We start from the raw sequence: 23,478 nt of genomic DNA, 5'->3' as shown, positions 1-23,478 counted from the left end.
ACTTCAAACCTCACATGACAGAAAAGGAGAACCATGTTTAGCGGAAATCAACCCAACCTCACCGACCAGATCTCTGTTGACCGGAGTAACCTTTATCGCGAAGAAACTTTTTCCGATTTACAGATGGCAACGATTAAAAAACTCATCCCGGTCAAAAGCGATGGCACGGTGGATGAAACCAGAGAAATCATCTTCATCGGCCACACCCAGCTGCTGACCCAGGCCGGCATGCTGCCGGTACAATGCCCCATTGCCGGCCGAACCCTGGAAGAAGCAATGACAAACTTTCCCCAGGCGGTCAATGACGCCGTTGAAAAAATGATCGAAGAAGCCAAGGAATATCAGCGACAGCAGTCTTCGAGGATTGTTGTCCCCGGAGCTAAGGATATCGGCAAGATCATTACCTGATATGCCTCACAACCGGCAACTACACAATAAAAGAGGCAGCACCTGTACAGGTGCTGCCTCTTTGCCACAACCCGGCACGCAATCTGGATCAGCTGCAGCAGGAGCTGCTGGAGCCGCAACCGCCGCAGGAACCACCACCAGCAATGGGAACATTGGAGGTAAGCTGAAAACCAAAACCGTTGAAATCTACCTTGATCGGGGCAGCTTTCACCATAAAATCCTTATCGACCAGATATTCAAACCCGGCAATCTCATACACATGATCACTCTCTTTTTTGTCCTTATCGATGGCCATCGATATCGCTGGGCCGCTTCACCCGCCTTCTTGGAGAAACACCCTGATCGGCAACGATTCTTTTCCCTGAAAATACGCGGCAATCTCCTTTTGCGCCGCCTCGGTAACTTCAAACATGTACGCCTCCTGTTTTGCACCTGAAGAAAGATCAGGCTTTTGAATTGATAATCGCTATTACCTTAGTAATTCACATTGAAATTGTCAATAGGAAAAGGAAGAAAATCATGCATCCCCAGCGACACAGCAACTATTTTTTACGGCTCGTGTTTGTCATCCTGCTCTTTGCAACCCTTGGGACGTCGGCAGCCCGGGGCACAACATCCTCCCCACCAGCCGACTGGCTGCAGGATGCCGACGCCCTAACCCTGTTGATTGACAAACGGTACACGGTCAACCAGAATGGCAGTTATGATCTCCAAATTCATGTGGTTCGTAAAATCATCACCTACAAGGGTAAAAAGAACTATGCCGACTTCAAACTTGCCTACAATGACAGTTACCAGAGCGTCACCATCGAGAAGGCTGAAACCACCACGCCTGAGGGATCGGTGATTGCCGCCGACACCGGGGAGGTGCATGATATTCTGGCTCCTTGGACTGCCAATGCTTCCATCCATTCCCACAGCCGGCAAAAAATCGTCAACCTGCCGTCGGTGGTTCCCGGGGCCACCATAGATATTGAACTGACCCTCCACTCCCGCCTCGGGTTCTGGGCTGAAGAGCTGTTTCGCCTTGACGATCCAATCAGCAAAAAAAGTGTATCCGTAACCGTCCCTGACAGCCTCTCTCTCTATTTTCGGGAACCCGCAGGCATCAGCGGCACAAAACAGCGGCACGAAAACGAAACGACCACCTATTGCTGGGAAGCCGTCATGCTGCCCAAACAGGTCCCTGAACAACTGACACCCCGGAGCGAAAACCAGGACTTCAGCCTGTTGCTTTCCACCTTTGGCAGCTGGCAACAGGTTTCCTCATGGTATGCAGACCGCATCGCCCCATCAGCCGGCACCTTGACAGCTCTCAACCTGGAGCCCTTTGCCCTGGAGATATCCACCGTCGACCGGCTGTATGAATCGCTGATGCGCCAGATAACGCCCAACCCCATCAGTTTTCTGGCAACCGACCTGACCCCACAGCCAGCAGCAGAAACGCTGGCCCAGGGATATGGCACGCCGGCCGACTTGGCCCTGCTTTTCTACCAGGTCCTCCAGCACCTTCGGATTCCGGCCACACTGCTGTGGAGCAACACCTCCGGTATTTTTTTGACTGATCTTTCAGCCGCCCCCTCTCCGGAACTGCTGAGCAATCCCCTGGTTCGCTGCCGCAGCAAAGACTACTCCTTCGAGCGGCAGGAACTGCCACCCGGCTTTACCGGCTGCGAAGATCAGTTGGCACTGAGCATGGCCGACGGCAGTCTGGTGCCAGTCATCACCTCTTACCCTAACCAGCAGCATACCAAGATGGACATCTCCCTGACCGCCGAAAACCAGCTTGCCGGCAGCATAAAAACGGTACTTAGCGGAGAGGCGGCAGTGGATGCCAGAAAGCAATGGCGCTATCTGTCACCAGAGGAACGCCAGATTACTGCCTCCCGGTTTCTCCATGCCATTGATCCGCTGGCGGTCATAGACGGGTCATTAACCACCAGCGGCCTTGAGGAGCTGCAGCAACCGGTTATCATCGAGTGCCGTTTCACCATTCCCCGGACACTTCCCATGGTCGGCGGATACTCCCTCTTCACCATTCCAACGCCGGCGCTGCCAGGGGAATTCACAACCTGCCTGCCGGATCGGCGGACAGCTCTGATGATTGACACCCCTTTCGCCGACAACCTGGAGCTCACCATCTCCCTGCCGGCCATGAGCACCTGCAGCACGATCCCCTTATCCACTGCCGGAGAACTGCCCGGCATCACATGGGAAACAACCGCCGCCATGGCTGGCAATCACCTGCTCTACAACAGAACCATTGAACTGAAACGCACCATCCTGCCGGCAGATTCCACCTACCAGCAGTTTCGCCGGCAACTGGTCAGTTTCCATCAGCCTATGATGCTGATGGTGTTGATCAAACCGGAAAAGGTGCGGAATTGAAATGCTTCAACCGCTAAGCTGCCCCAGAATCAGGCATTGTTTGGATAAAGCTCTGGGCGGCCAAAGCCGCCGGTGACCATGCTCCACGATTGCACCGGCACTCTCTTAATTCATGAAAATCAGGTGATCACCTTCCGGCCGCACCCTCACCCGGCTGCCGTTTTTCACCTTCCCCTGCATGATTTCACGGGCCAGCGGCGTTTCCAAATAATGCTGGATAGAGCGTTTCAGCGGCCGGGCGCCATAGGCGGGATCATAACCTTTTTCAGCCAGGAATCCCCTGGCCTCGGGAGTAAGCTCCAGGACGATCTCCCGCTCAGCCAAGCGCTCAAACAATCGCCGCAGCTGAATATCAACAATAGACTGCAGCTGAACCTTATTCAGTGAGTGAAAAACAACAATATCATCCACCCGATTGAGAAACTCCGGCTTGAACTGGGCGCGCATGTCGGCCAGCACCCGGTCCTTCATCCTGCCATACTGCTGTTCATCTCCCTGGTATTCCAGAATATGCTGGCTGCCGATGTTAGAGGTCATGATAATGACGGTATTTTTAAAATCCACCGTCCGACCGTGGGCATCGGTCAGCCGGCCGTCATCAAGAATCTGCAGCATAATATTGAAGACATCGGGATGGGCCTTTTCTATTTCGTCAAACAGCAGCACCGAGTAAGGCCGGCGACGGACGGCCTCGGTAAGCTGGCCACCCTCTTCAAAACCGACATATCCTGGCGGCGCCCCGATCAGGCGGGCAACCGCGTGTTTTTCCATATACTCCGACATATCAATACGGGTCATATTCTCTTCATCATCAAAAAGAAATTCAGCCAGTGACCGGGCCAGCTCCGTTTTGCCGACCCCGGTTGGACCAAGGAAAATAAAGCTGCCGATTGGTCGATTGGGATCCTTGATCCCGGCCCGAGCCCGGAGAACCGCATCGGCAACCGTCTGCACTGCTTCATCCTGGCCCACAACCCGGCGATGGAGCATCTCCTCCAGGTGGACAAGCTTTTCCCGCTCCCCCTCCATCAGTTTGTTCACCGGAATACCGGTCCAGCGGCTGACAATGGCAGCCACATCTTCTTCATCAACCTCCTCCTTGAGCAAACGGCTGCCGCCTTTCGGGCCGGCAACCGACTGTGCCGCTGCAGCCTTTTCCTGCTCAAGCTTGGTCAGGACACCATACTTCAATTCCGCCGCCCGGTTGAGATCGTAGTTGCGCTCCGCCTTTTCAATCTCCCGTTTGGTTTCTTCCAACTGCTTATTCAGCTCCTGGAGACGGCTGATCTGCTCTTTTTCAACCTGCCACTGGGCCAGCAGAGCGGCGCTGCTCTCCTGCAGATCAGCCAGTTCCTTTTCAAGTATCCCCAGACGCTTGCGGGAGGCGTCATCCTTCTCTTTTTTTAAGGCTTCGCGCTCAATTTCCAGCTGCATAGTTTTTCTGGTCACCTCGTCCAGATCAGCAGGCATGCTGTCAATTTCAGTCCGCAGCCGGGCAGCCGCCTCATCAATGAGATCGATGGCCTTGTCGGGCAGAAACCGGTCGTTGATATAGCGGTGGGAAAGAACCGCCGCCGACACCAGAGCGGCATCCTTAATTCTTACTCCGTGGTGGACCTCATAGCGTTCCTTCAACCCCCTCAGGATAGAGATGGTGTCGGGAACCGTCGGCTGCTTTACCAATACCGGCTGGAAGCGCCGCTCCAGAGCGGCATCCTTCTCCACGTGCCGGCGATACTCATTCAGGGTTGTGGCACCGATACAATGAAGCTCGCCCCGGGCCAGCATGGGCTTCAGCAAATTGCCGGCATCCATCGACCCTTCGGCCCTGCCGGCGCCGACCACCGTATGCATCTCATCGATGAAAAGAATAACCTGACCATGGGATTCCTGCACTTCTTTGAGTACCGCTTTCAGCCGTTCCTCAAATTCACCGCGGAATTTAGCACCGGCAATCAGGGCTCCCATGTCGAGTGAAACGAGCTTTTTCTGCTTCAGATTTTCCGGCACATCCTGACGGATGATCCTCTGGGCCAAGCCTTCAACAATGGCTGTTTTTCCCACTCCCGGCTCACCGATCAGCACTGGATTATTCTTCGTCCGCCGGGAGAGGACCTGAATCACCCGACGAATTTCGTCATCCCGGCCAATAACCGGGTCCAGTTTTCCCTGGCTGGCTGACCGGGTAAGGTCAACACCGTATTTCTCCAGAGCCTGATAGGTTTCTTCAGGATTCTGGGAGGTCACCCGCTGCGCCCCCCGCACCTCGCTGAGCACCTGGAGCACTTTATCGCGGGTGACACCATAGCCGACAAACATTGCCGCCAGGGGATCTGCGGTGTCATTGAGCAGGCTGAGAAGCAGATGTTCAACGCTGATATACTCATCCTTCAGGCGACTGGCTTCATCCTGAGCTCCCAGAAACAGTTTATTCAACCGGGTAGTAATGTAGATACTGCCAGCGGACGCGCCGGTACCGGTGACCGAGGGAAAAGCGGCCAGCCGTTTTTCAATCTCCCGGCCGATGGTATCCGGCACCAAACCAATTTTTTCAATGATTCTCGGAATAAGGCCCTGTTCCTGCTGCAGCAGGGCCAGCAGCAGATGCTCACCATCAACCTGCTGATGGTTGCGCCGGAGTGCGATATTCTGGGCATCCTGCACTGCTTCCTGGGCTTTTTGGGTCAATTTATTCAAATCCATCCGGCAAAACTCCTTATCTGCGGATCACATCTTTTTTATCATCTGCCATAGAGAAGGGGGCAGATAGTGCCCCCTTTGCTTAAACGCAACCTGTCACCGGATTGGTTACTGCACTTGAATCTGCACTTTTTTGGGCTTCACTTCCTCCTTTTTCGGCAGAGTTATTTTCAAAACCCCTTTATCATAGCTCGCCTTGATGCCATCCTGATCGACCGTTGTCGGCAAGTCAAAGGAACGGGTAAAAGAACCATAGAATCGCTCAACCCGGTGATAATTATCCTTTTTCTCCTCCTGCTCCAACTTCCGTTCACCTTTAATGGTCAGGGTATTATTCTCGATATTGAGCTGGATATCCTTTTCATCAACCTCCGGCAGTTCAGCCTTGATAATGATTGCCTGGCCATCCTCATAAATGTCCACCAGCGGCTGCCAGGACGGAGCCATCAGCCTCTTTTCATCGGTCCGCTGCAGACTGTCTTCAAACAAACGATTAATCTGATCCTGAATCGTCATCAAATCACGAAATGGGGTCCATTTTACCAATGCCATGATTCATTACCTCCTCATTCACTACGTTGTTAAAAAATGTTTTCGTCATCACATGCTACGTTTATCCATCTCCCCCGGCAACCGGGATATATCGTGCTGGCCCTGCAGCTTTTTTGGCAATGGCTACCTCCAGCACACCATGTTCATAGCGAGCCCGCACCCCGTTTTTATCAGCTGAATCCGGAAGGATAAAACGCCGCTCAAAAACACCGTAATGGTTTTCAGCTCTGGCAAATAGTTCTCCATGTTCCAGCGCCGGCCGGCGACGCTCCCCGGCAAGAACAAGAACATTATCATCGACTTCAACTGTCAGCTGGTCAGGCTCAACCCCGGCAATCATCAGCAGCAGTCTGTAAGCCAATGGCCCTTCAATCACATCGACATGGGGGGTAAACTCATAACTGCCGGTGTAGTCCTCTCCCCATGGCTGCCAGCTTGGCTGGGAAAAGATGTTTTCTTTCATCCTTCCTCCTCATTATTCATGTGGTCGTTCCATCTACAATATAAAGATAATACTGCTTTTTTGATTGTCAAGATCAAAAGGATTTTTTAGGCAGTCTTGAGAAAAATAGATTATTCAAGGCAGAGGTAGGTGAGCATTGCAACCTCATCAATCCCGTCATAGTTGGAGGGAGTACCCGTTTATCATAAGACGGCAAACGGGCAAAAAGGCATTTTTGCAAGACAGTCTTTCAGTCAACAGCAACGGAATGTGAGGCTGGGAGTGTTTCAGGAATCGTACTTCTGGTGGGCCCGGTAAATCATCGCCAGGATGTCGGCAACAACATGATACACTTCGGGGGGAATTTCCTGGTTGATATCGAGGGTCATCAGCACCTGCACCAATGCCGGATCTTCTCTCAGGGGAATGCCATGTTCCCTGGCCACCTCGATAATCTTTTCCGCCATCAAGCCGGAACCTTTGGCAACCACCGTCGGCGCTTTCTGTTTGCTCCGTTCGTAGGTAAGCGCTGCGGCAGCCCTTTCCTTCTTCACCTCTGGCTTTTTACTATTTTCAGACATGATATCCTCATCAAAAAATGGGGGGAAGCCAACCCATGCAACTTTCTGGAGAGCTGCAGTTGACCGCAGCAAACGAACTCAGTTTTCAGCCAGAAAGCCGAAACACCGCAGCGCCAGACAACCCCACACGACAGAACGTACTCCCCCAAAACATTACGGTGTTGGCGTCAGGTCCAGACAATCACAACCTGCCAACAAAAGGCACCATCAGGAAAAAATATCAGCTTGATTTCAGTCAGTCTCCGTGCTATTATCCCCCGGCCTTTTCCTGAAAGGCTCCAGCATTCCCCTGCGACACCAAACATTTCAGCACCACCGGCATTCAGGAAAAACTCTGAAGAGGATATCGTTTGGTTGTGCGCCAACCTCTTTTTTGGGCAAACCTCACGGATCACCATGAGCGATAAACTCGCCTTGCGACTCAAAGCCTTGGCTGAATTAAGAAAAGCAGACGTCCTCACGACGCCCTATTTTTTTGTCTATGGCAGTCTGATGGAACGCTACAAGAATTTCAACCGCTTTATCCGCAGGCAGGTAACCAGCATCCAGCCGGCCTACTGCCAAGGGCTGCTCTACCACCTGCCAATCGGCTTCCCCGGCCTCATTATCCTTGATGGCTGCCAAGATATCGTTTTTGGTGAACTGATGACTTTTAAAAGGCCGGAAAAAACCATGAAGGCTTTGGACCAGTTGGAGAGCTACTACCCAGACAACTTCCAGAAAAGCATCTATATCAGGAAAAAGCTGTCCATCGTAGTTGAAACGAATACCAATCCGCGGGAATTCCAGGAGGAGGAAGCTTGGGTCTATACCTACCCCATAGAACATCTGACCCCGGAGCACCAGAAAGAGTTCCTTATCTCCTGCGGCAGCTGGAAATTGCTCTCTGAACAGCCCCAGATCAAGGAGGCGCAACGCATACGGAATCTGTTCAGACGGATGAAAAAAGTACCCGAACCGCAGCACGTCCATATTGAACCGGCGCTATGCATCGATGAACATCTGCACGAGCGCTGGTCCCAATCATTAGCCTGTGAAAAATTTTGTAAAAACCCCCACCTCTGCCAGCATAACAGCAGGAAACGGATCGAAAATTTCTAGGATAATGACACAGGAGAGTATCCGATTCCAGTCCTTGAGGATGGTCATAATCTGGTCTCCCCATGTACCGATCTCCCTCTCGCCATAGGCCTCTTCACTCCTCAGGCCGCTTTTGACCGTCTCCACAAATCGATGCAGGGAACTCTCCGCCAGTGGCCGGGGATTTTGCGCCCAGTGCAGCATCCCCTGCACCTGATCACGGCAACTCAAATCGAGATTATAGCCATGCTGAAAACCTTTCAGAGCCATAATCACCGGCAAATAACCATACTCCCGATCACCGGCACGCCAGAGGCGGAGAAAAGAATATTCCACCACCGCCTTTTTCTTCTCGGCCAAAAGAGACAGGTGTTTCCGCCGCTGAATAACCCCCCGCAATTCGTTGCCACCAAAACGCTTTTCGAGCATTCTGCCGTTTTCATCCTTCCCCAGGTCCCCACCCAGCATCAGCAGACACAAATAATCATCAAGCTGGGGGCGGACAACCCCCAACCCCCGATTTTCAAGATTCACATGCAGGCTGTGGGGCTTGATCTCACGGACAAAATCGATGGTCTCACCAATCATGGCGCTCGCCACCCACGGATCGGTGGTCAAAGGCAGACTGTAATGTCGGGGATAATCCACCCGCACCAGCGAATATTCATAAAACCCGCCAAAGCGGGAAAGGGTAAATAGGCGACGGCCGCGAACATGGGTATCGACATAGCCTCCCAGTCTCCAGGTCACATCCTCAAGCATGAAAGCGCTGTAATATTCCATATTGTGGAATGGATCAGCATCGACACCATGACGACCAAGCTTGTCAAAGGTGGCATAACGACCGAGATTGCTGAATTCCATCTCAAGGCCGATGGGGGTTCCACCTGGCATCTGAGAAGCCCGATACAGCTCAATTTCGGCAGCCAGCTCCTCCTCATCAAAAATACTGCGGGCGGCCTCAAAGGCAAGCAGGCAATAGATATACAAATGCCTGACCTTCTCTTCGATAACCCGTTCAACATGGGGGGCTATGGCCTGCTGACAGAGCGACCAATGGCGGTTAATCCAACGGAGAACGATCAGGTTTACCGGCGTTTCCCAATAACAGGATGGCGATGGTTGCGGCAGACGAGCACGATGACTGGCCCTGGTCAACTGCACCAGAAAACCGAACAGGTAGTGACGAAAGATGAGCGGCAGATAACCCGGCAGCAGGTCGCGATGACGCCAGGTCAAACGGCTGATAGTCTGTTTTTCATGCAGACTCTTGCCGGCAAGGACAAGGTTCTCTTTAAAACGCTGGCTGGAGTTGGTTGATTGCAGAAAACGGAATCGGCGTTCATAGGTGACACCGACAAACTCGCGCAGGAGCCTCAGACGTTCAACCGTCGTCAGGCGCTCATACAGTTGCCGGTAGGGAGTATCATTATACTGGTTGGGAAAAAAAAGGCTCATTTACCCATAGTCACCACGGACATATTTTTCAATCTCAACGCGAGCCATAACGACCGAATCTCTCATTAGCGTATACAACTTGTCCGCAGATGTCAAGTGAGCCATATAGCCAAGCATGTTGCGGGACACCGCCTCCATATCTTCTATCAGCCTTCGCTTGTCAAAAAGGTTGGCAGTTCCCTTATCCAACTTGTCATGATAGGCATCCATAATCCCAATTAATCGCTCCGTATCGGCAATACCCTTTTCCCGCAAATCAAACCCCTGGGGCAGCTCCGGCAATTCATCAATTTCATAGACGGGAAACGGTGCTTGGGGAACAGCAACCTTCTGGACCCCCTGGCTCTGCTGGTGCGAAGCATCAATCCGGCTGCGAAGCAGATCCTGAAAATTACCCGCAGCATTTTGTTCCGATACCGGACGATTTTTTCCGGAACCACCGGTAGCAGGGACTGCTGACGGATCAGTTATTTTGATGCCCATGGAAAACCTCCCTGATAGATTCAACCAGCAGCGACAGGGGTATCGACTGCTGCTCTTTAGTCATCATGTTACGCAAGATTGCGGCACCCTCTTTGAGCTCCTGGTCACCGGCAAGGAGGGCGTAGCTCACCTTATCCCTATCGGCTTTTTTCAACAAACTCTTGAGGCTTTTCTCCTTAAAACTCATCACCGCCCTGATCCCCTCCTGATTCAGCTGATGCAGCAAAGGAAACAGGAACGTTGCCGCTGTTTCTCCCAGAGCCACCAAGGCTATAAATGGATCCGATTCGGGAACGTCAGCGTTATCAACCAGCATATTGAGTCGTTCCAGACCTATGGCAAAACCAATGGCAGGGGTTGCACACCCCCCCAACGCCTCCACCAAACGATCATACCGGCCGCCGGCAGCAACAGCATTCTGAGCTCCCAGGTCACCGGCAAGAAATTCAAACGTTGTCCGAGTGTAATAGTCCAACCCCCTGACCATGAAAGGATCAATCGTATACTCAAGCCCTGATTGATCCAACAGGCCTGTAAGACCAGCAAAATGTTCCCGGCAGGCATCACCAAGATAATCGGAAATTTTCGGTGCTTCAGCCATCACCGCCCGGCATGATGACTGCTTGCAATCCAGAGCCCGTAGGGGATTCTGGGGCACCCGCCGGTGACAGTCAGCACAGAGAGCGGTCATTCGCTGCTCGAGATAACCCTGCAATGCTTGCCGATAGGCCGGACGGCACAGTTCGCAACCAAGAGAGTTCAGGTGCAATTTTGCCGAGCTAATACCAAGAACATGAAAATATCGTGCCAACATGATCAGCATCTCAGCATCCTGGCAAAAAGACTCCTCGCCAAACACTTCCGCCCCCAACTGATAGAATTGCCGATACCTGCCTTTCTGGGGCCTTTCATAGCGAAACATAGGGCCGAGGTAATACAGCTTATTGATTTCCCTGGTCGCTGCCAACCCGTGCTGAATAAAAGCCCGCACCACCGAAGCCGTGCCTTCAGGCCGCAGAGTCAAACTCCGGTTCGAACGATCAGCAAAGGTATACATCTCTTTTTCAACGATATCGGTATCATCACCGATACTACGGGAAAACAGTTCCGTATACTCCAGGATCGGCAGACGAATCTCGCCGTAATCATATGATGCCAGCAGCTGGCGAAAAGCCTGCTCAATCCACTGCCAGGCTTGGGTCTCAGTCGGCAAAATATCATTGAAACCTTTTATGGCATTTAGTCCCACAACCACTCTCCATCATTTCGATCTTTCATGAACGTCTTTATCGTATCAAGCAACTTTTTTCTCCGTTGAGGAATGCCAGGGCCGGCAAGCACCAGAGTTCAGATTCCCGCTCGTTCTTACCGGCCACTTGCAGCCGACTCCGAGATGTCCTCCAGACACCCAAAGCCGCTCAGAACATGAACCTTGGCAGCTCCAGGAAGTGAGAATCAGTCAACCAGGTTCTTGTCTTTGGGCCATTTAATGATCGAGCAGCAGCCCTCTTTATTCGCTGATCTTTGTTGATAACGCAGGACCCCGGAATTAGCAATAGGAAAAATTTACCTAGCAGCCGGCGTATGTCTGGATGGGGACACCTGGGAGAAGGACGTCTTTTTATTGATACGGATTTTGCCGTCAGCAAACAGATGACACTCAATAAAACCGTCTGACCTGGTCTGCCAGACAAGCGATCCTTTCGGCCACTTGTCAACGTTACCGCCGGCGAACACGCTGGGGAGAACCACAACCATCGGTGCTTGAGCGTCCATCGGCACCGAAGCAGGCTGAGACTGAATGCAAAATAGGAGATCAAGCTGACCTTGCCCTTCCGGGACACCGTAGCGCTGCAGCCCGGTCGGCGATCCACCCCATATCAATGCCTGGCAGTCGCCAAATTGTATGGTCATGGATAAAGCCATCTCATCAAGAAACGTCCGCCAGGGCGCTAGCAGCTGAATATCGTTAGCCGGGGGAGCCACCGCCTTCAGGGTTACCCGGTTGAATATCCAGGCTCGGGAAAAGTCGGTCAACTTCCGCCAACGGACCCCTTTTTCTTTGCTCCTGGCATAAAAGTCACGAAAAGGCGGGTAGCCGGTCCACAGGCCGTTGTACCAGATTTCCCTGACACCGAAATGTTCAATCATAAAATCAAGCCCGGCCACCGCCCCACGTTGAGGGTTGGTCAATATCAGAACATCAATATGACCAATTTTGCGTGACCAGCAGAAAGGGGCAATAATTGATTCCACCATGGAAAAATCCTGGTTGGCAAAACTGCCGCCATTAACCAGCAGCACCTCCCCCGTTGGCATTTCAACAATCATTGCCTGGGAAAAACCGCCGACAAAAGCTGAAATAGCGATATGATCCCGTTGGAAGCGACGATCATACCAGACAATACCATCCACCATCATGACAAACATCAGGAGAGCGAGCAGCAGCAGGGGAACAACTTTTTTACGACGACAACACAGCATCCCGACGATGAGCCAGAAAGCATAGTAGAGTATCAGTTCAACGGCAGTAAAAGAAGCAGCATACCAGCGGAGACCAGGCAGCAGGGAATGGACCCACTGACAGCCATTGATCATTATTCCGGTCACCATAGTCAAAAGCCCAAGGCAAGCGGTGCCCAGCAACGGCAATGGCAACAACAGCAGGGTTACAAACCCCAGGGGGAGAATAAGACAGGAGAAAACAGGAACCAGTATCAGGCTGCTGACCAAGGAAAAAGGTGTCAGAAAATGGACCCGGTTGAGCAGCAGTGGCCCGGTGGCCAGCCAGGCTGCCAAGCCGATAACCAGGATCAATGCAGTCCAGGTGGTGCCCGCAGACAGCCACGTTCCCCACCCTCCCTTATCTGCTGCCAGTGTCAACCAGCCGGCCGCTGTCCGATAATAGACCGTTAACGCCAACAGGATTGCCGCAACCGCAGCCACCGACAACTGAAACGAGAGTTGAAAGAGAGCTTGAGGCCAGAGAGCGAGAATAATGATCACTGCTGCCAGCAGAGAGCTGAATGGGTCATCAGCCGCATCCACCATGATCGACAGGAGAAAAACACTGGCCATGATCCCAGCCCTCACCGCCGGCAGGTGCATACCGGTGATCAGAACATAGAACCAGCAGCTCAGCAAGGCAATGCCGGCGGCAACCTTGCGCGGGCCGGCAACAAAAAGGCACGGGAACAGGCGGTTGAAAAGCTGGCAGGAAACGGCAAAAAGAAAAGCAACCACAATGCCGACGTGCAAACCGGAGATGGCAAACAAATGGTAGGCACCAAGATCAAGAAACAGATCTTTTATCTCCGGAGTCAGTTTATCCCTGGTACCCAGCAGCATGGCCTGTACGATACCCATGACATGTTCCGGCGCGGCTCTTGAAGCGACCTTACCGTATATCCAGCGGCGCAACCGATCGACGGGCCGCAACCAACTGCCGGTAGAACGTTCTGCAATAACAGCACTACCGGACCAATCATCCACCCGGACAAAGACACGCCGGTCACTCGCCATCCATTGATAGGCCCGGAATGCCAGAAATGGATGTTTTGGCGGGCGGTAAGAACGATACGACGCTTCAAGGCGCACCAGATCACCAACAAGCGGCAGACGAGGGTCGTCATAGGAAGCAGCCGGCAGGCGCAGCAAAAGCTTCACCCCCCCGGCAGAATCCCCGCCAGCAGCATGGCCAGCTTCACCGACCATGGCTGCCGGCACCATCCAGGAATCATAATACCCTTCCGGGAAGCCGGTAATTACTACCGTTAAAAAAGTTTTCTCTGATGGGGCTGACGGCATTGCTTCCTGCCGGACAGAAAAGGAGGAAACTCTTGCTGCCACCCGCAGAGCAACGAGAGAGGAAAGCAGGGTGGAAAAAAATAGGAAGGAAAAAACAACCGTTTTTCGAATTTCGGCCTGGGGGTTATAGTATCGACTTAATCGATAGTAAATCCAGGCAGCTAAGACGGCAAACAAAGGATAAAGCCAGCCCGCCGGCAGCAGCACCGGCCAGGCAACCGCCGCCAACATCTGCAAAAAGGGTAGGACCAGAGGTCGGAAAGCAAAACTCTTCACCGGTCAGACACCAGTTCCGGATGCTGCCGGCCATCAGGCGGCGGAGATGGCCGCTGCCAACTGTTCAACCAGTTTCCTGGCCTCAGGCGTAAGTTTTTTGGGAATCTGGACCTCAATCTCGACGATCTCATCACCATGGGCACCGGACTTGCCTTTTTTTACCCCCTTACCCTGCAGGCGAAATTTCTGACCCGATTGAGTTCCGGGCGGCAGGCTAAGCACCGCCTTACCATCAAAGGTGGGAACATCAACCCGGCCGCCAAGCATCGCCAAGGTCACTGGGATTTTCACTTGACAATGGAGGTTGTAACCATTCATGGCAAAAATTTCATGGGGCAGCACCTTAACGCGCAGCAACAGGTCCCCCGGAGGGCCGCCGTGGATTCCCGGCTGGCCTTTGCCCTTAACCCGCAATTTCCCGTTGTTGCTGATCCCAGGGGGAATGCGCACCGTTACTTTGCGGTTATTAATCTGCAGAACAAGTTCTGTCCCATGAACCGCATCTGCAAAGCTGATTTCCACTTCATAGCTGATATCATGGCCCTTGTGCGGTCCCTGCTGGAAACCACCGCCACCGGAACCGCCAAAGAGGTCGGAAAAAACATGGGAAAAGTCACCGCCTCCGGGGGTAAAGGTACGTGATCGACCACCCGCACGGCCGCCAAAGAGGTCATTGAGATCAAAGCCAAAATCACCAGCTCCCGGATGGCCATGAAAGCCTCCGGGCTGCTGGAAGGTAGCACCATACATATCATATTCTTTACGTTTCTGCTGATCTCCCAGAACCTCATAGGCCTCATTAATCTCCTTGAACTTCTTTTCCGATTCAGCATCATCTTTATTCATATCAGGATGATATTTGCGGGCTAACCGGCGAAATGCCTTTTTAATCTCCTCTTCAGAAGCCTTTTTATCGACGCCAAGTACGGCATAGTAATCTTTTCCAGCCACAGAACAATCCTTTCCTCACCCGCTATCAGTCTCCATGGACAATCTGCAGACCATCAACCAATCCATAGAGTTCGCTTGCCAACAACCTTGATCAAACCCCGCATACAGCAGTGTTTCCATCGTACAATCACTTTTCAGTATAGTCATCAGCTGAAATTTTGTAAAGCGGCATCAATGGCGGCCGCCACAAAAAAAAGCGGGGGTGATACCCCCGCCTTTTACGTCACCGACACATATCCTTTAACAGCACCTAGCTTATGCCTGGCTGTCCAGAGCATCCTTACGGGAAAGCTTGATTTTTCCCTGGCGATCAATTTCCAGCACCTTCACCAGTACCTCGTCGCCTTCCTTGAGAATATCCCGCACATCACGGACCCGTTCGTGAGCCAGTTGGGAAATATGCACCAGCCCGTCAGTTCCTGGGAAAATTTCAACAAAGGCGCCAAAATCCATAATTTTCTGGACTTTCCCCAGATAGATTTTACCTACTTCAGCCTCCTGGGTCAGGTCACGAATCATGGCAATGGCCATTGCTGATGCTTTTTCATCGGCGGAAGCAATCTTGATCTCGCCGCTATCCTCGATATCAATCTTGGCTCCGGTTTTTTCAACAATCGCCCTGATATTCTTGCCTCCCGGCCCGATGACGTCACGGATTTTATCCTGATGAACCGTAATTGTCAGGATGCGGGGGGCATAGGTAGAGATATCAGCCCGGGACTCAGCCAGGCTCTGCTCCATCACCCCAAGGATCTTCAATCTTCCTTCCCTGGCTTGGCTGAGAGCTTTTTTCATAATCTCCTGACTGATACCGGTAACTTTTATATCCATCTGGATGGCCGTTATCCCTTCCCGGGTACCTGCCACCTTGAAATCCATGTCACCAACATGATCTTCATCACCAAGGATATCAGTGAGAACGATAAAATCATCCCCTTCTTTAACCAGACCCATGGCAATACCGGCTACCGGCGCCTTGATGGGAACACCGCCATCCATCAGCGACAGGGAACCGCCACAAACGGTTGCCATGGACGATGAACCGTTTGATTCCAGCACCTCGGAAACAACACGGATGGTATAGGGGAACTGCTCGGCAGCGGGAAGAACCGGCGTCAAGGCCCGCTCGGCCAGCGTCCCATGGCCGATTTCCCGCCGCCCGGGACCACGGAGGAAACGGGCTTCACCGACACTGTAAGGAGGGAAATTATAATGCAGCATAAACCGCTTGAAACTCTCCCCCAAAAGGGCATCTATCCGCTGCTCATCCGACGATGTTCCCAGAGTCACCGTAACCAGTGCCTGGGTTTCACCGCGGGTGAAGAGGGCTGAACCGTGGACCCGGGGCAGCAGCCCCACCTCGGTGGTAATTTGTCTTACTTCATCGACGGACCGCCCACCAATCCTGACCCCCTGCCGATGGATCTGCTTTCTGATGGCAGCCGCCAACTGATGTTCAAAGATTTCCCCCAAATCATTTACCGGAATCTCCAGGGCACCCAGTTTTTCAGCGATCTCACCTTTCAAATCACTGAAATAATCCCGGCGCTCCAGTTTATCATTGATGGCAAGTCCTTCTGAAAAACGTGGACCATAGTCACCCTGCACCAGCGCGGACACCTGCTCATTGAGCTGGGGGGCCACCACTTGGCGTTTCTGCCGACCAACCTTTGCCGCCATCTGTTGCTGAGCCTGCAGGAATGGTTGAGCGGCCTGATGGCCGAACTCCAAGGCTTCAACAACAATTTCTTCAGCCAGTTCATGGGCGCCACCCTCAACCATAACCACTGCTTCACGGCTGCAGGCCATCACCAGATCCAGATCACTCTCAGCCATCTGGTCGACGGATGGATTGGCAATCAACCGACCATCAATCCGGCCGACGCGGACACCGGCCACCGGTCCGGCAAAGGGGATATCAGAGATCATCAAAGCTGCTGAAGCCCCCGTCAGTGCCAACACATCAGCATCATGCTGGCCGTCAACAGAAAGTACCGTCGCGATCACCTGGGTTTCGCAAGAAAATCCTTTGGGAAACAGGGGCCGGATTGGCCGATCAATGAGCCTGGAAGTCAATGTTTCCCGGTCAGAAGGGCGACTTTCACGCTTGAAAAATCCTCCTGGTATTTTGCCGGCAGCATAGGTCTTTTCACGGTAATCGACCGTCAAAGGGAAGAAGTCAATTCCTTCCCGCCCCTTTCGTTCAGCCACTGCGGTCACCAGAACAACCGTATCACCGGCTCTGACCACAACAGCACCACTGGCCTGCTTGGCCATTTTTCCCGTTTCCAGGGTAACACTACTCTTTTCAACTTCGATTTGACAAAAATTCTGCATTCAGATTCCTATTTTTTTCGTTTGTGCAAGCTAGGAAGGGACTGCAATGAAGTTCTCCAATGAACTCAAGCCTTCCTGCAATTGCGTTTTTTGATTTAACAAAAAGCAGGGGAATCCCCCTGCTCGTCTGTCTGCCAGCCAACATGTCACAACAGAAGCCCGACCTAACGCCGCAGGCCCAAACTGCCAATAACATTCTTATAACGCTGAAACTCTTTCTTTTTCAGATAATCAAGCAGGCGACGGCGCTGGCCGACCAACTTCAAAAGCCCCCGACGCGAATGGAAATCCTTTTTATGGGTTTTGAAATGCTCGGTAAGATAGGTAATCCTCTCACTTAACAAAGCAATCTGAACCTCAGGAGATCCGGTATCACTATCATGAAGTCTGTACTTTTCAATAACTGTCTTTTTCTGCTCATTTTCCATAACCATTGTCTCTTCTCTTCCTCCAAACTGTAATACTGTCCTAACCAAGGCCACATATGCACTTTTTGCCTACCACAGGACCATGGTAATGTAAAGAATTTATTGCCAAAAAACCCGTTTCATCCGCAGTTTACGGTGATCATCTTCAAGAACCAGGCAGGCGATGGCCAACAATCTTCCCACCGGATCAAGAATCTGGCAGAAAGTACCCGGCGGCTGCTCAAAATTTTGTTCCACCTCCTGTACCGACAGGGGTGAACCGGTTTTAACCAAAGCCAGCTGCCCAGGATCGGCAATCGTTACGGACGGCATGGATCCAAGAACGCTGCTCATGGACAACATAGCCGGAAATCCCTCCGGCTCACCTAGATCCTGCAACCTTTCAAGATCAATTGCCTGATTCAGGGTAAAGGGGCCGCTTTGTTCACGGCGAAGACCGGTCAGTGTTGCACCGCAGCCGAGATAATGCCCCAGATCGTGAACCAGAGAACGAACATAGGTCCCGCGAACACAGTGGACCCTGAACACCACGTTCGGCAGCTCAACTGCCAGCAGCACAAAGGAGGAAACCGTTATCTCCCGGGGTGGTGGCACCACCGGATTGCCGCTGCGCGCCAGGGCATACAAAGGTCTTCCCTGGTGCTTGAGTGCCGAATAGACCGGCGGCACCTGGAGAAAGGTGCCGGTAAAACACATGAAAGCCTGTTCTATCTCGGCCCGGGAAAAGTTCAGCCGCCCCTTGTGCCGACAAACAACGGCACCCTGGATATCATAGGTATCGGTTTCGATCCCCAGCTGCATCTCACCCTGATACACCTTGATCGACTCGTCAAGAAAGGGAATCAGCCTGGTTGCCTTACCAAGAGCAACGGGCAGAACCCCCGTAGCCAGGGGATCTAACGTCCCAGTGTGACCGGCTTTACGGACTGACAGCAGGCGTTTGACCCGCGAAACAACCCCCTGGGAAGTCATCCCTGCAGGTTTATCAATTACCAGGAAGCCGTCCATCAGGCCTTTGGTGAAACAGCCGCGAAACCGCCTGCCCCCCGGGTCACCTCCAGCAGATCATCCAGTTTTGCAAAAACCATGGCAATAATGTCATCGGCAGAACCATCGAGGTGGCAGCCGGCGGCATTCTTATGGCCGCCACCGCCAAACTCCTGTGCCAGGGATGCAACGTCCACCATGCCCCGGGAACGAAAACTCAGCTTATAGGACCGCTCACCTGTCTGCCTGAGCATGAAAGCCACTTCCACCCCATCGATGGAACGAGGGTAATTTACCAACCGGTCCGTATGCTCAGCATTCGTCCCGGTTTTGGCATACATCTCCCGGGTTACCGTGACACAGGCAGCCTTGCCATTTGCAGAGATGCGCAGCGTCTGCAGGGTATAGGCCAGCAACTGCAAGCGGTTGAGCGGCTCGCTTTCATAGACATGCTGGGCCACCATCCAGGGATCAACCCCTTTGGCCACCAGTTTTCCGGCAACTGCAAAGGAGCGAGGGCCGGCATTCTCATAGTGGAACGATCCGGTATCCGTCAGAATTGCCGTATAGAGGTTAACAGCCACATCACGGGAAAAATCAGCATCAAGAGCCGCAACAACCTCATACACCAGCTCAGCCGTTGCGCTTGCCTGGGGGTCTATGAGGTTGAACTGGGCAAAATGATCATTGGTAATATGGTGATCAATACAGGCTGTCCGGCGATAACCGGAAAAAGAGGCCATCTCCCTGCCTGCCCGGCCCGGTTCACTGCAGTCCAGGAGGATCAGCAGGTCAAACGTCTCATGCTCAGGCAAGGTATTGACAACTAAATCCGCCCCCGGCAAAAATCTGAACATATAGGGCACCGGATCAGGATCATAGACAACAACCTGCTTGTCCAATTTCTGCAGGGTGGCGGCAAGAGCCAACGACGAACCAACCGCATCACCATCAGGGTTGACATGGGTGGCAATGAGAACGGTCCTGGCCTCGGAGCATACCCGGATCATTGTCTGCAGCTGTTGTTGATCTAGAGACACGACAACTATCCTCAAGAAACGTTAACAAAATCATACGGTACCGGGAAACATCTGCCGGCACAAGCACCGCTCTGCTACAATCTATCCAGCAGCTGTTCCAGCTCAAAACCGCGATCAACGGTATCATCATAACGAAAATGCAGTTCCGGAATCCGCTTCAAACGGAGACGCCGACCCAGTTCGCGGCGCAGAAAACCAGCGGTACTCTGCAACCCCTCCTGGGTTTTCCGTTTGTCGACATCAGAACCATGGAGCGTGTAGTAAACCTGGGCAAAACTCAAGTCGGGGCTGACGGCAACATCAAGAATCGTCACCAATGAAATCCGCGGGTCTTTGACCTCCTGCAAAAGCATACACGAAATCTCTTTTTTCAGAGAATCGGCAACCCGACGGCAGCGCACGGTCTGATTTCTCATATCGTTTTCTCAAGAAGCATGAAGGCTGGCCAGCAATCCTGGTCAGCAGTCGTGGAAGGATACTATTTCCAGGGAAGAGTCACCAACCACGACCGTCCCGGCATCCTCAATAAAATCGAGGATTTTATCCAACCCCCGGTTAACATAGGCCTGGTCTTTGCTGACTATGGTCAGGGCCAGCACCGAACGTTGCCAATCATCATGGCCGCCGGTTTCAGCCACCGACACATTAAAGGTGTTTCTGATCCGCTGAATCAGCGATTTAAGCACCCGCCTTTTCCCCTTCAGGGAGCGATTCTCAGGCAGGAAGAGCTCTACCTGGCAGACACCGACATGCATGGGCACAGACAGTCTGAAGATTCACGGCTTGTCCTGACACTCCGTACCACAAACCGTATACCGTTGATTTATAACGTGGCCGCCACTTCCTCGGTGGTGTAGGCCTCGATCACATCGCCAACTTTCAGGTCGTTATACTTTTCAATGCCGATGCCGCACTCGTAACCGTTCAGCACTTCCTTAACGTCATCTTTGAACCTTTTCAAGGAACTGATCTTGCCTTCGTAGACCACCACATCGTCACGGAGCAGACGAACTCCGGCATTTCTGCTTATTTTGCCATCCGTTACCCGGCAACCGGCAATAGTACCGATCTTGGTGATGGAAAAGACCTCTTTAACCTCGGCCCGCCCCAGATGAATCTCTTTAATCTCCGGCTGCAGCAGACCTTCCATTGCTTTTTTCACATTATCAATAAGATCATAGATAATGGAATACATCCTGAGGTCAACTTGTTCCTGCTCGGCCAGCATCTGGGCCTTCATGTCAGGACGCACATTAAAACCAATAATAATTGCATTGGAAGCGGACGCCAGCATGACGTCAGCTTCCTTGATGCCGCCCACCGCCGCATGCAGCGGTTCAACCTTAACCTTATCGGTGGACAGTTTTTTCAATGAATCGGTAACCGCTTCAAGGGACCCCTGGACGTCGGCCTTAACAATAACGTTAAGTTTCTCAACTTCGCCTTCCTGGATCTGTTCAAAAAGATCTTCCAGGGATATTTTACTGGTTTTGGAAATTTCCCGTTCCCTGAACTGATGCTGGCGATTATCAGCCAGCTCCTTGGCAATTTTTTCCGACTTGACAACATTGAAGTCATCACCGGCAGACGGCACTCCCGACAGACCAAGAATTTCCACCGGAATAGAAGGACCGGCAGTATCAACCGGGACGCCGCGGTCATCAATTAATGCCCGGATCCGGCCACTGTAAAGTCCGGCAACGATATAATCACCGGCTCGCAGGGTCCCTTCCTTAACCAGTACGGTAGCCACAGGACCCTTCCCTTTATCGAGCCTTGACTCAAGTACAACCCCCTTGCCGGCTTTATCGGGATTTGCCTTCAATTCCATCATCTCAGCCTGGAGGAGAACCATTTCCAGCAACGTATCAATATTAGTCAGCTTCTTTGCCGACACCTCGACAAAGATGGCATCGCCGCCCCAATCCTCAGCAACAATACCATGCTCGCTCAACTGGCGTTTCACTTCATCAGGCTGGGCGTTGGCTTTATCAATTTTATTGACCGCCACAATGATCGGCACTTGCGCCGCCCGGGCGTGATTGATCGATTCGATGGTTTGGGGCATCACCCCGTCATCGGCAGCCACAACAAGAATAACGATATCGGTAATACTGGCCCCACGGGAGCGCATCGTCGTAAAGGCCTCATGGCCGGGGGTATCAACAAAGGATATCCTCCCCTTCGGCAATTCTACCGAGTACGCCCCGATATGCTGGGTAATGCCGCCGGCTTCGCGGTCCGCAACACTGGTTTCCCGAATAGCATCCAGCAGCGATGTCTTGCCGTGGTCAACATGCCCCATGACCGTAACCACCGGCGGACGCGGCTGCAGCGATCCTTCCTCATCCGGAGCCTGTTCCAGCAGAATCTGTTCGTCAAAAGCAACATTCTCCACCGAATGGCCGTATTCCGAAGCGATCAGTTCAGCGGTATCAATATCGATCATCTGATTGATGGTGGTCATGATTCCCAACCCCATCAACCTGGCAATAACCTCAGAAGCTTTCACCCCAAGCCGCTTGGCCAGTTCACCGACAGACACCACATCCGTTATCTTGACAACCCGTTTGCTCTCCTTGGGAGTAGTAATTTCCGTTTGCTGGCCAAGCTTTTTGCCGCCTTTGGCTTTTTTACCTCTACCACGACCACGCATCCCGGCGCCATCCAGCTGGTCCAGATCCTTGATCACCGATTTTTTCAGGCTTTGCTTCTTCCGGCGCCCGTCAACAGCCTGTTCTTCGACAACCTCAGCCTTCTTTTTGCCTTTGCGACCAATTTTTTTGGCCTCAATCGGCACTTCAGGCTGCGCCACGACATCGGGGGCTGCCGCAGCCGGTCGCTGGCGTGTCCCGGCAGCAGGTTTTGCCGCTTCACGAACCGGTCGCTGGCGCCCCGGACCGGCAGTCTTCTTTTCAAGTTTTTCAAGGTCAATCCGGCCGATAACCCGTGCTCCCTTGGCTTTACCTTTGGCCGATTTTTCCACCGCCTCAGGTGCGGGAGGAGTTTCCGGTTTCACCTCATCGGCGGCTGAGACCTCCGGTTCAACCGTGACTTCCCCTGCCGGCGGCACAGGCTCAACTTCAAGCTCGCCAATCTCTTCCTCGGCAGCTGTCGATTCCGCGGCAACCTCTTCGGCAACCGGTTCAAGAACCTCCTGTTCAGGGACAGAAACCTCCTCGGCGGCCTGCTTGGCAGCACTTTCTGGCAGGACTTCTTCCGCTGGCAGCTCTTCAGCCGGAGCTTCACCGGCAACAGGTACTTCTACCGGCGCTGGCTTGGCAGCTTTCCGTCGCCGGCGCACAGCCCCAGAAGCAATACGCTTTTCAACTACCGCCGGCCCTTGGTGCTCACGGTAATAAGTCTTGATTTTCTCAACATCTTCATATTTCAGAGAACTGAATTTACTACTGGCTCCAATCTCCAGGCTGGCAATAATCTCCAACAGATCGGCATCCTTGAGATTCAGTTCTCTGGAAAGCTCATAAACCTTTATTTTAACCTGTTCCCCCAAAATCAAAACGCGTCACCCCTTTCACCGGAAGATGCTGAACTACATG

At 52.6% G+C, this 23,478-nt stretch carries 20 protein-coding genes; 3 read left to right on the top strand and 17 right to left on the bottom strand.

The genetic code is table 11. From position 1 onward, the window contains the following. Nucleotides 1-33 precede the first annotated feature (33 nt). The gene (locus tag JXO50_02390) at nt 34-408 is read left to right on the top strand and encodes a cytoplasmic protein (GenBank protein ID MBN2331932.1); all 375 of its coding nucleotides are present in this window, start codon (nt 34-36) and stop codon (nt 406-408) included. Between the two features lie 88 nt (nt 409-496). Here the strand turns inward: JXO50_02390 and JXO50_02385 are convergent, their stop codons facing one another. Further along, entirely contained in the window at nt 497-703 is a 207-nt protein-coding gene (locus tag JXO50_02385) for a hypothetical protein (GenBank protein ID MBN2331931.1), read from the bottom strand. Between the two features lie 224 nt (nt 704-927). On the opposite strand from JXO50_02385, the gene JXO50_02380 reads away from it, so the two are divergent. Next, the gene (locus tag JXO50_02380) at nt 928-2,796 is read left to right on the top strand and encodes a DUF3857 domain-containing protein (GenBank protein ID MBN2331930.1); all 1,869 of its coding nucleotides are present in this window, start codon (nt 928-930) and stop codon (nt 2,794-2,796) included. A gap of 105 nt (nt 2,797-2,901) precedes the next feature. On the opposite strand, the gene clpB is transcribed toward JXO50_02380, so the two are convergent. The 4 genes from clpB to JXO50_02360 form a co-directional block, all read right to left on the bottom strand. After that, nucleotides 2,902-5,499: an ATP-dependent chaperone ClpB gene (gene clpB, locus JXO50_02375; protein ID MBN2331929.1), complete on the bottom strand. Its 2,598-nt coding sequence runs from the start codon at nt 5,497-5,499 to the stop codon at nt 2,902-2,904. A gap of 105 nt (nt 5,500-5,604) precedes the next feature. Then, nucleotides 5,605-6,048, bottom strand: a complete 444-nt coding sequence (locus JXO50_02370) for an Hsp20/alpha crystallin family protein (GenBank protein ID MBN2331928.1) — start codon at nt 6,046-6,048, stop codon at nt 5,605-5,607. A gap of 61 nt (nt 6,049-6,109) precedes the next feature. Further along, nucleotides 6,110-6,511, bottom strand: a complete 402-nt coding sequence (locus tag JXO50_02365) for an Hsp20/alpha crystallin family protein (GenBank protein ID MBN2331927.1) — start codon at nt 6,509-6,511, stop codon at nt 6,110-6,112. A gap of 266 nt (nt 6,512-6,777) precedes the next feature. Beyond that, complete coding sequence (locus tag JXO50_02360; protein MBN2331926.1) at nt 6,778-7,071, bottom strand: EscU/YscU/HrcU family type III secretion system export apparatus switch protein; 294 nt, start codon at nt 7,069-7,071, stop codon at nt 6,778-6,780. 396 nt (nt 7,072-7,467) lie between these two features. Between JXO50_02360 and JXO50_02355 the strand changes: the two genes are divergently transcribed. After that, nucleotides 7,468-8,172 (top strand): gamma-glutamylcyclotransferase, encoded by a 705-nt coding sequence (locus tag JXO50_02355; protein MBN2331925.1) that lies wholly within the window; start codon nt 7,468-7,470, stop codon nt 8,170-8,172. On the opposite strand, the gene JXO50_02350 is transcribed toward JXO50_02355, so the two are convergent. From JXO50_02350 to infB, 12 genes are all read right to left on the bottom strand, one after another. Further along, entirely contained in the window at nt 8,098-9,609 is a 1,512-nt protein-coding gene (locus JXO50_02350) for a hypothetical protein (GenBank protein MBN2331924.1), read from the bottom strand. The two genes, JXO50_02355 and JXO50_02350, sit on opposite strands and share 75 nt — an antisense overlap. Further along, complete coding sequence (locus JXO50_02345; GenBank protein ID MBN2331923.1) at nt 9,610-10,092, bottom strand: hypothetical protein; 483 nt, start codon at nt 10,090-10,092, stop codon at nt 9,610-9,612. Then, nucleotides 10,073-11,341 (bottom strand): histidine--tRNA ligase, encoded by a 1,269-nt coding sequence (locus JXO50_02340; protein MBN2331922.1) that lies wholly within the window; start codon nt 11,339-11,341, stop codon nt 10,073-10,075. The genes JXO50_02345 and JXO50_02340 overlap by 20 nt, the downstream gene beginning before the upstream one ends. A gap of 317 nt (nt 11,342-11,658) precedes the next feature. Beyond that, nucleotides 11,659-14,175: a ComEC/Rec2 family competence protein gene (locus JXO50_02335; GenBank protein MBN2331921.1), complete on the bottom strand. Its 2,517-nt coding sequence runs from the start codon at nt 14,173-14,175 to the stop codon at nt 11,659-11,661. Nucleotides 14,176-14,208: 33 nt separating this feature from the next. After that, nucleotides 14,209-15,126, bottom strand: a complete 918-nt coding sequence (locus JXO50_02330; GenBank protein MBN2331920.1) for a J domain-containing protein — start codon at nt 15,124-15,126, stop codon at nt 14,209-14,211. A 255-nt stretch (nt 15,127-15,381) separates the two neighbouring features. After that, nucleotides 15,382-17,463, bottom strand: a complete 2,082-nt coding sequence (gene pnp, locus JXO50_02325; protein MBN2331919.1) for a polyribonucleotide nucleotidyltransferase — start codon at nt 17,461-17,463, stop codon at nt 15,382-15,384. Between the two features lie 164 nt (nt 17,464-17,627). After that, nucleotides 17,628-17,897 carry a 30S ribosomal protein S15 gene (gene rpsO / locus JXO50_02320; protein ID MBN2331918.1) on the bottom strand — a complete coding sequence of 90 codons (270 nt, stop codon included), beginning with the start codon at nt 17,895-17,897 and terminating at the stop codon, nt 17,628-17,630. 93 nt (nt 17,898-17,990) lie between these two features. Continuing rightward, nucleotides 17,991-18,899: a tRNA pseudouridine(55) synthase TruB gene (truB, locus tag JXO50_02315; protein MBN2331917.1), complete on the bottom strand. Its 909-nt coding sequence runs from the start codon at nt 18,897-18,899 to the stop codon at nt 17,991-17,993. After that, on the bottom strand, nt 18,899-19,888 hold the full coding sequence (locus JXO50_02310) for a bifunctional oligoribonuclease/PAP phosphatase NrnA (GenBank protein ID MBN2331916.1): 990 nt from the start codon (nt 19,886-19,888) through the stop codon (nt 18,899-18,901). The genes truB and JXO50_02310 overlap by 1 nt, the downstream gene beginning before the upstream one ends. A gap of 104 nt (nt 19,889-19,992) precedes the next feature. Beyond that, on the bottom strand, nt 19,993-20,334 hold the full coding sequence (gene rbfA, locus JXO50_02305) for a 30S ribosome-binding factor RbfA (GenBank protein ID MBN2331915.1): 342 nt from the start codon (nt 20,332-20,334) through the stop codon (nt 19,993-19,995). 42 nt (nt 20,335-20,376) lie between these two features. Beyond that, a complete protein-coding gene (locus tag JXO50_02300; GenBank protein ID MBN2331914.1) occupies nt 20,377-20,673 on the bottom strand; it encodes a DUF503 domain-containing protein in 297 nt (98 codons plus the stop codon). 68 nt (nt 20,674-20,741) lie between these two features. Continuing rightward, nucleotides 20,742-23,432, bottom strand: coding sequence for a translation initiation factor IF-2 (gene infB, locus JXO50_02295; GenBank protein ID MBN2331913.1), 2,691 nt, complete (start codon nt 23,430-23,432; stop codon nt 20,742-20,744). Nucleotides 23,433-23,478: the final 46 nt, after the last annotated feature.

The sequence above is a fragment of the Candidatus Anaeroferrophillus wilburensis genome (assembly GCA_016934315.1).
GTDB classification, from domain to species: domain Bacteria; phylum Desulfobacterota; class Anaeroferrophillalia; order Anaeroferrophillales; family Anaeroferrophillaceae; genus Anaeroferrophillus; species Anaeroferrophillus wilburensis.
Note: the sequence above shows the minus strand (reverse complement) of the source record. Positions and strands in the feature narration are given on the sequence as shown.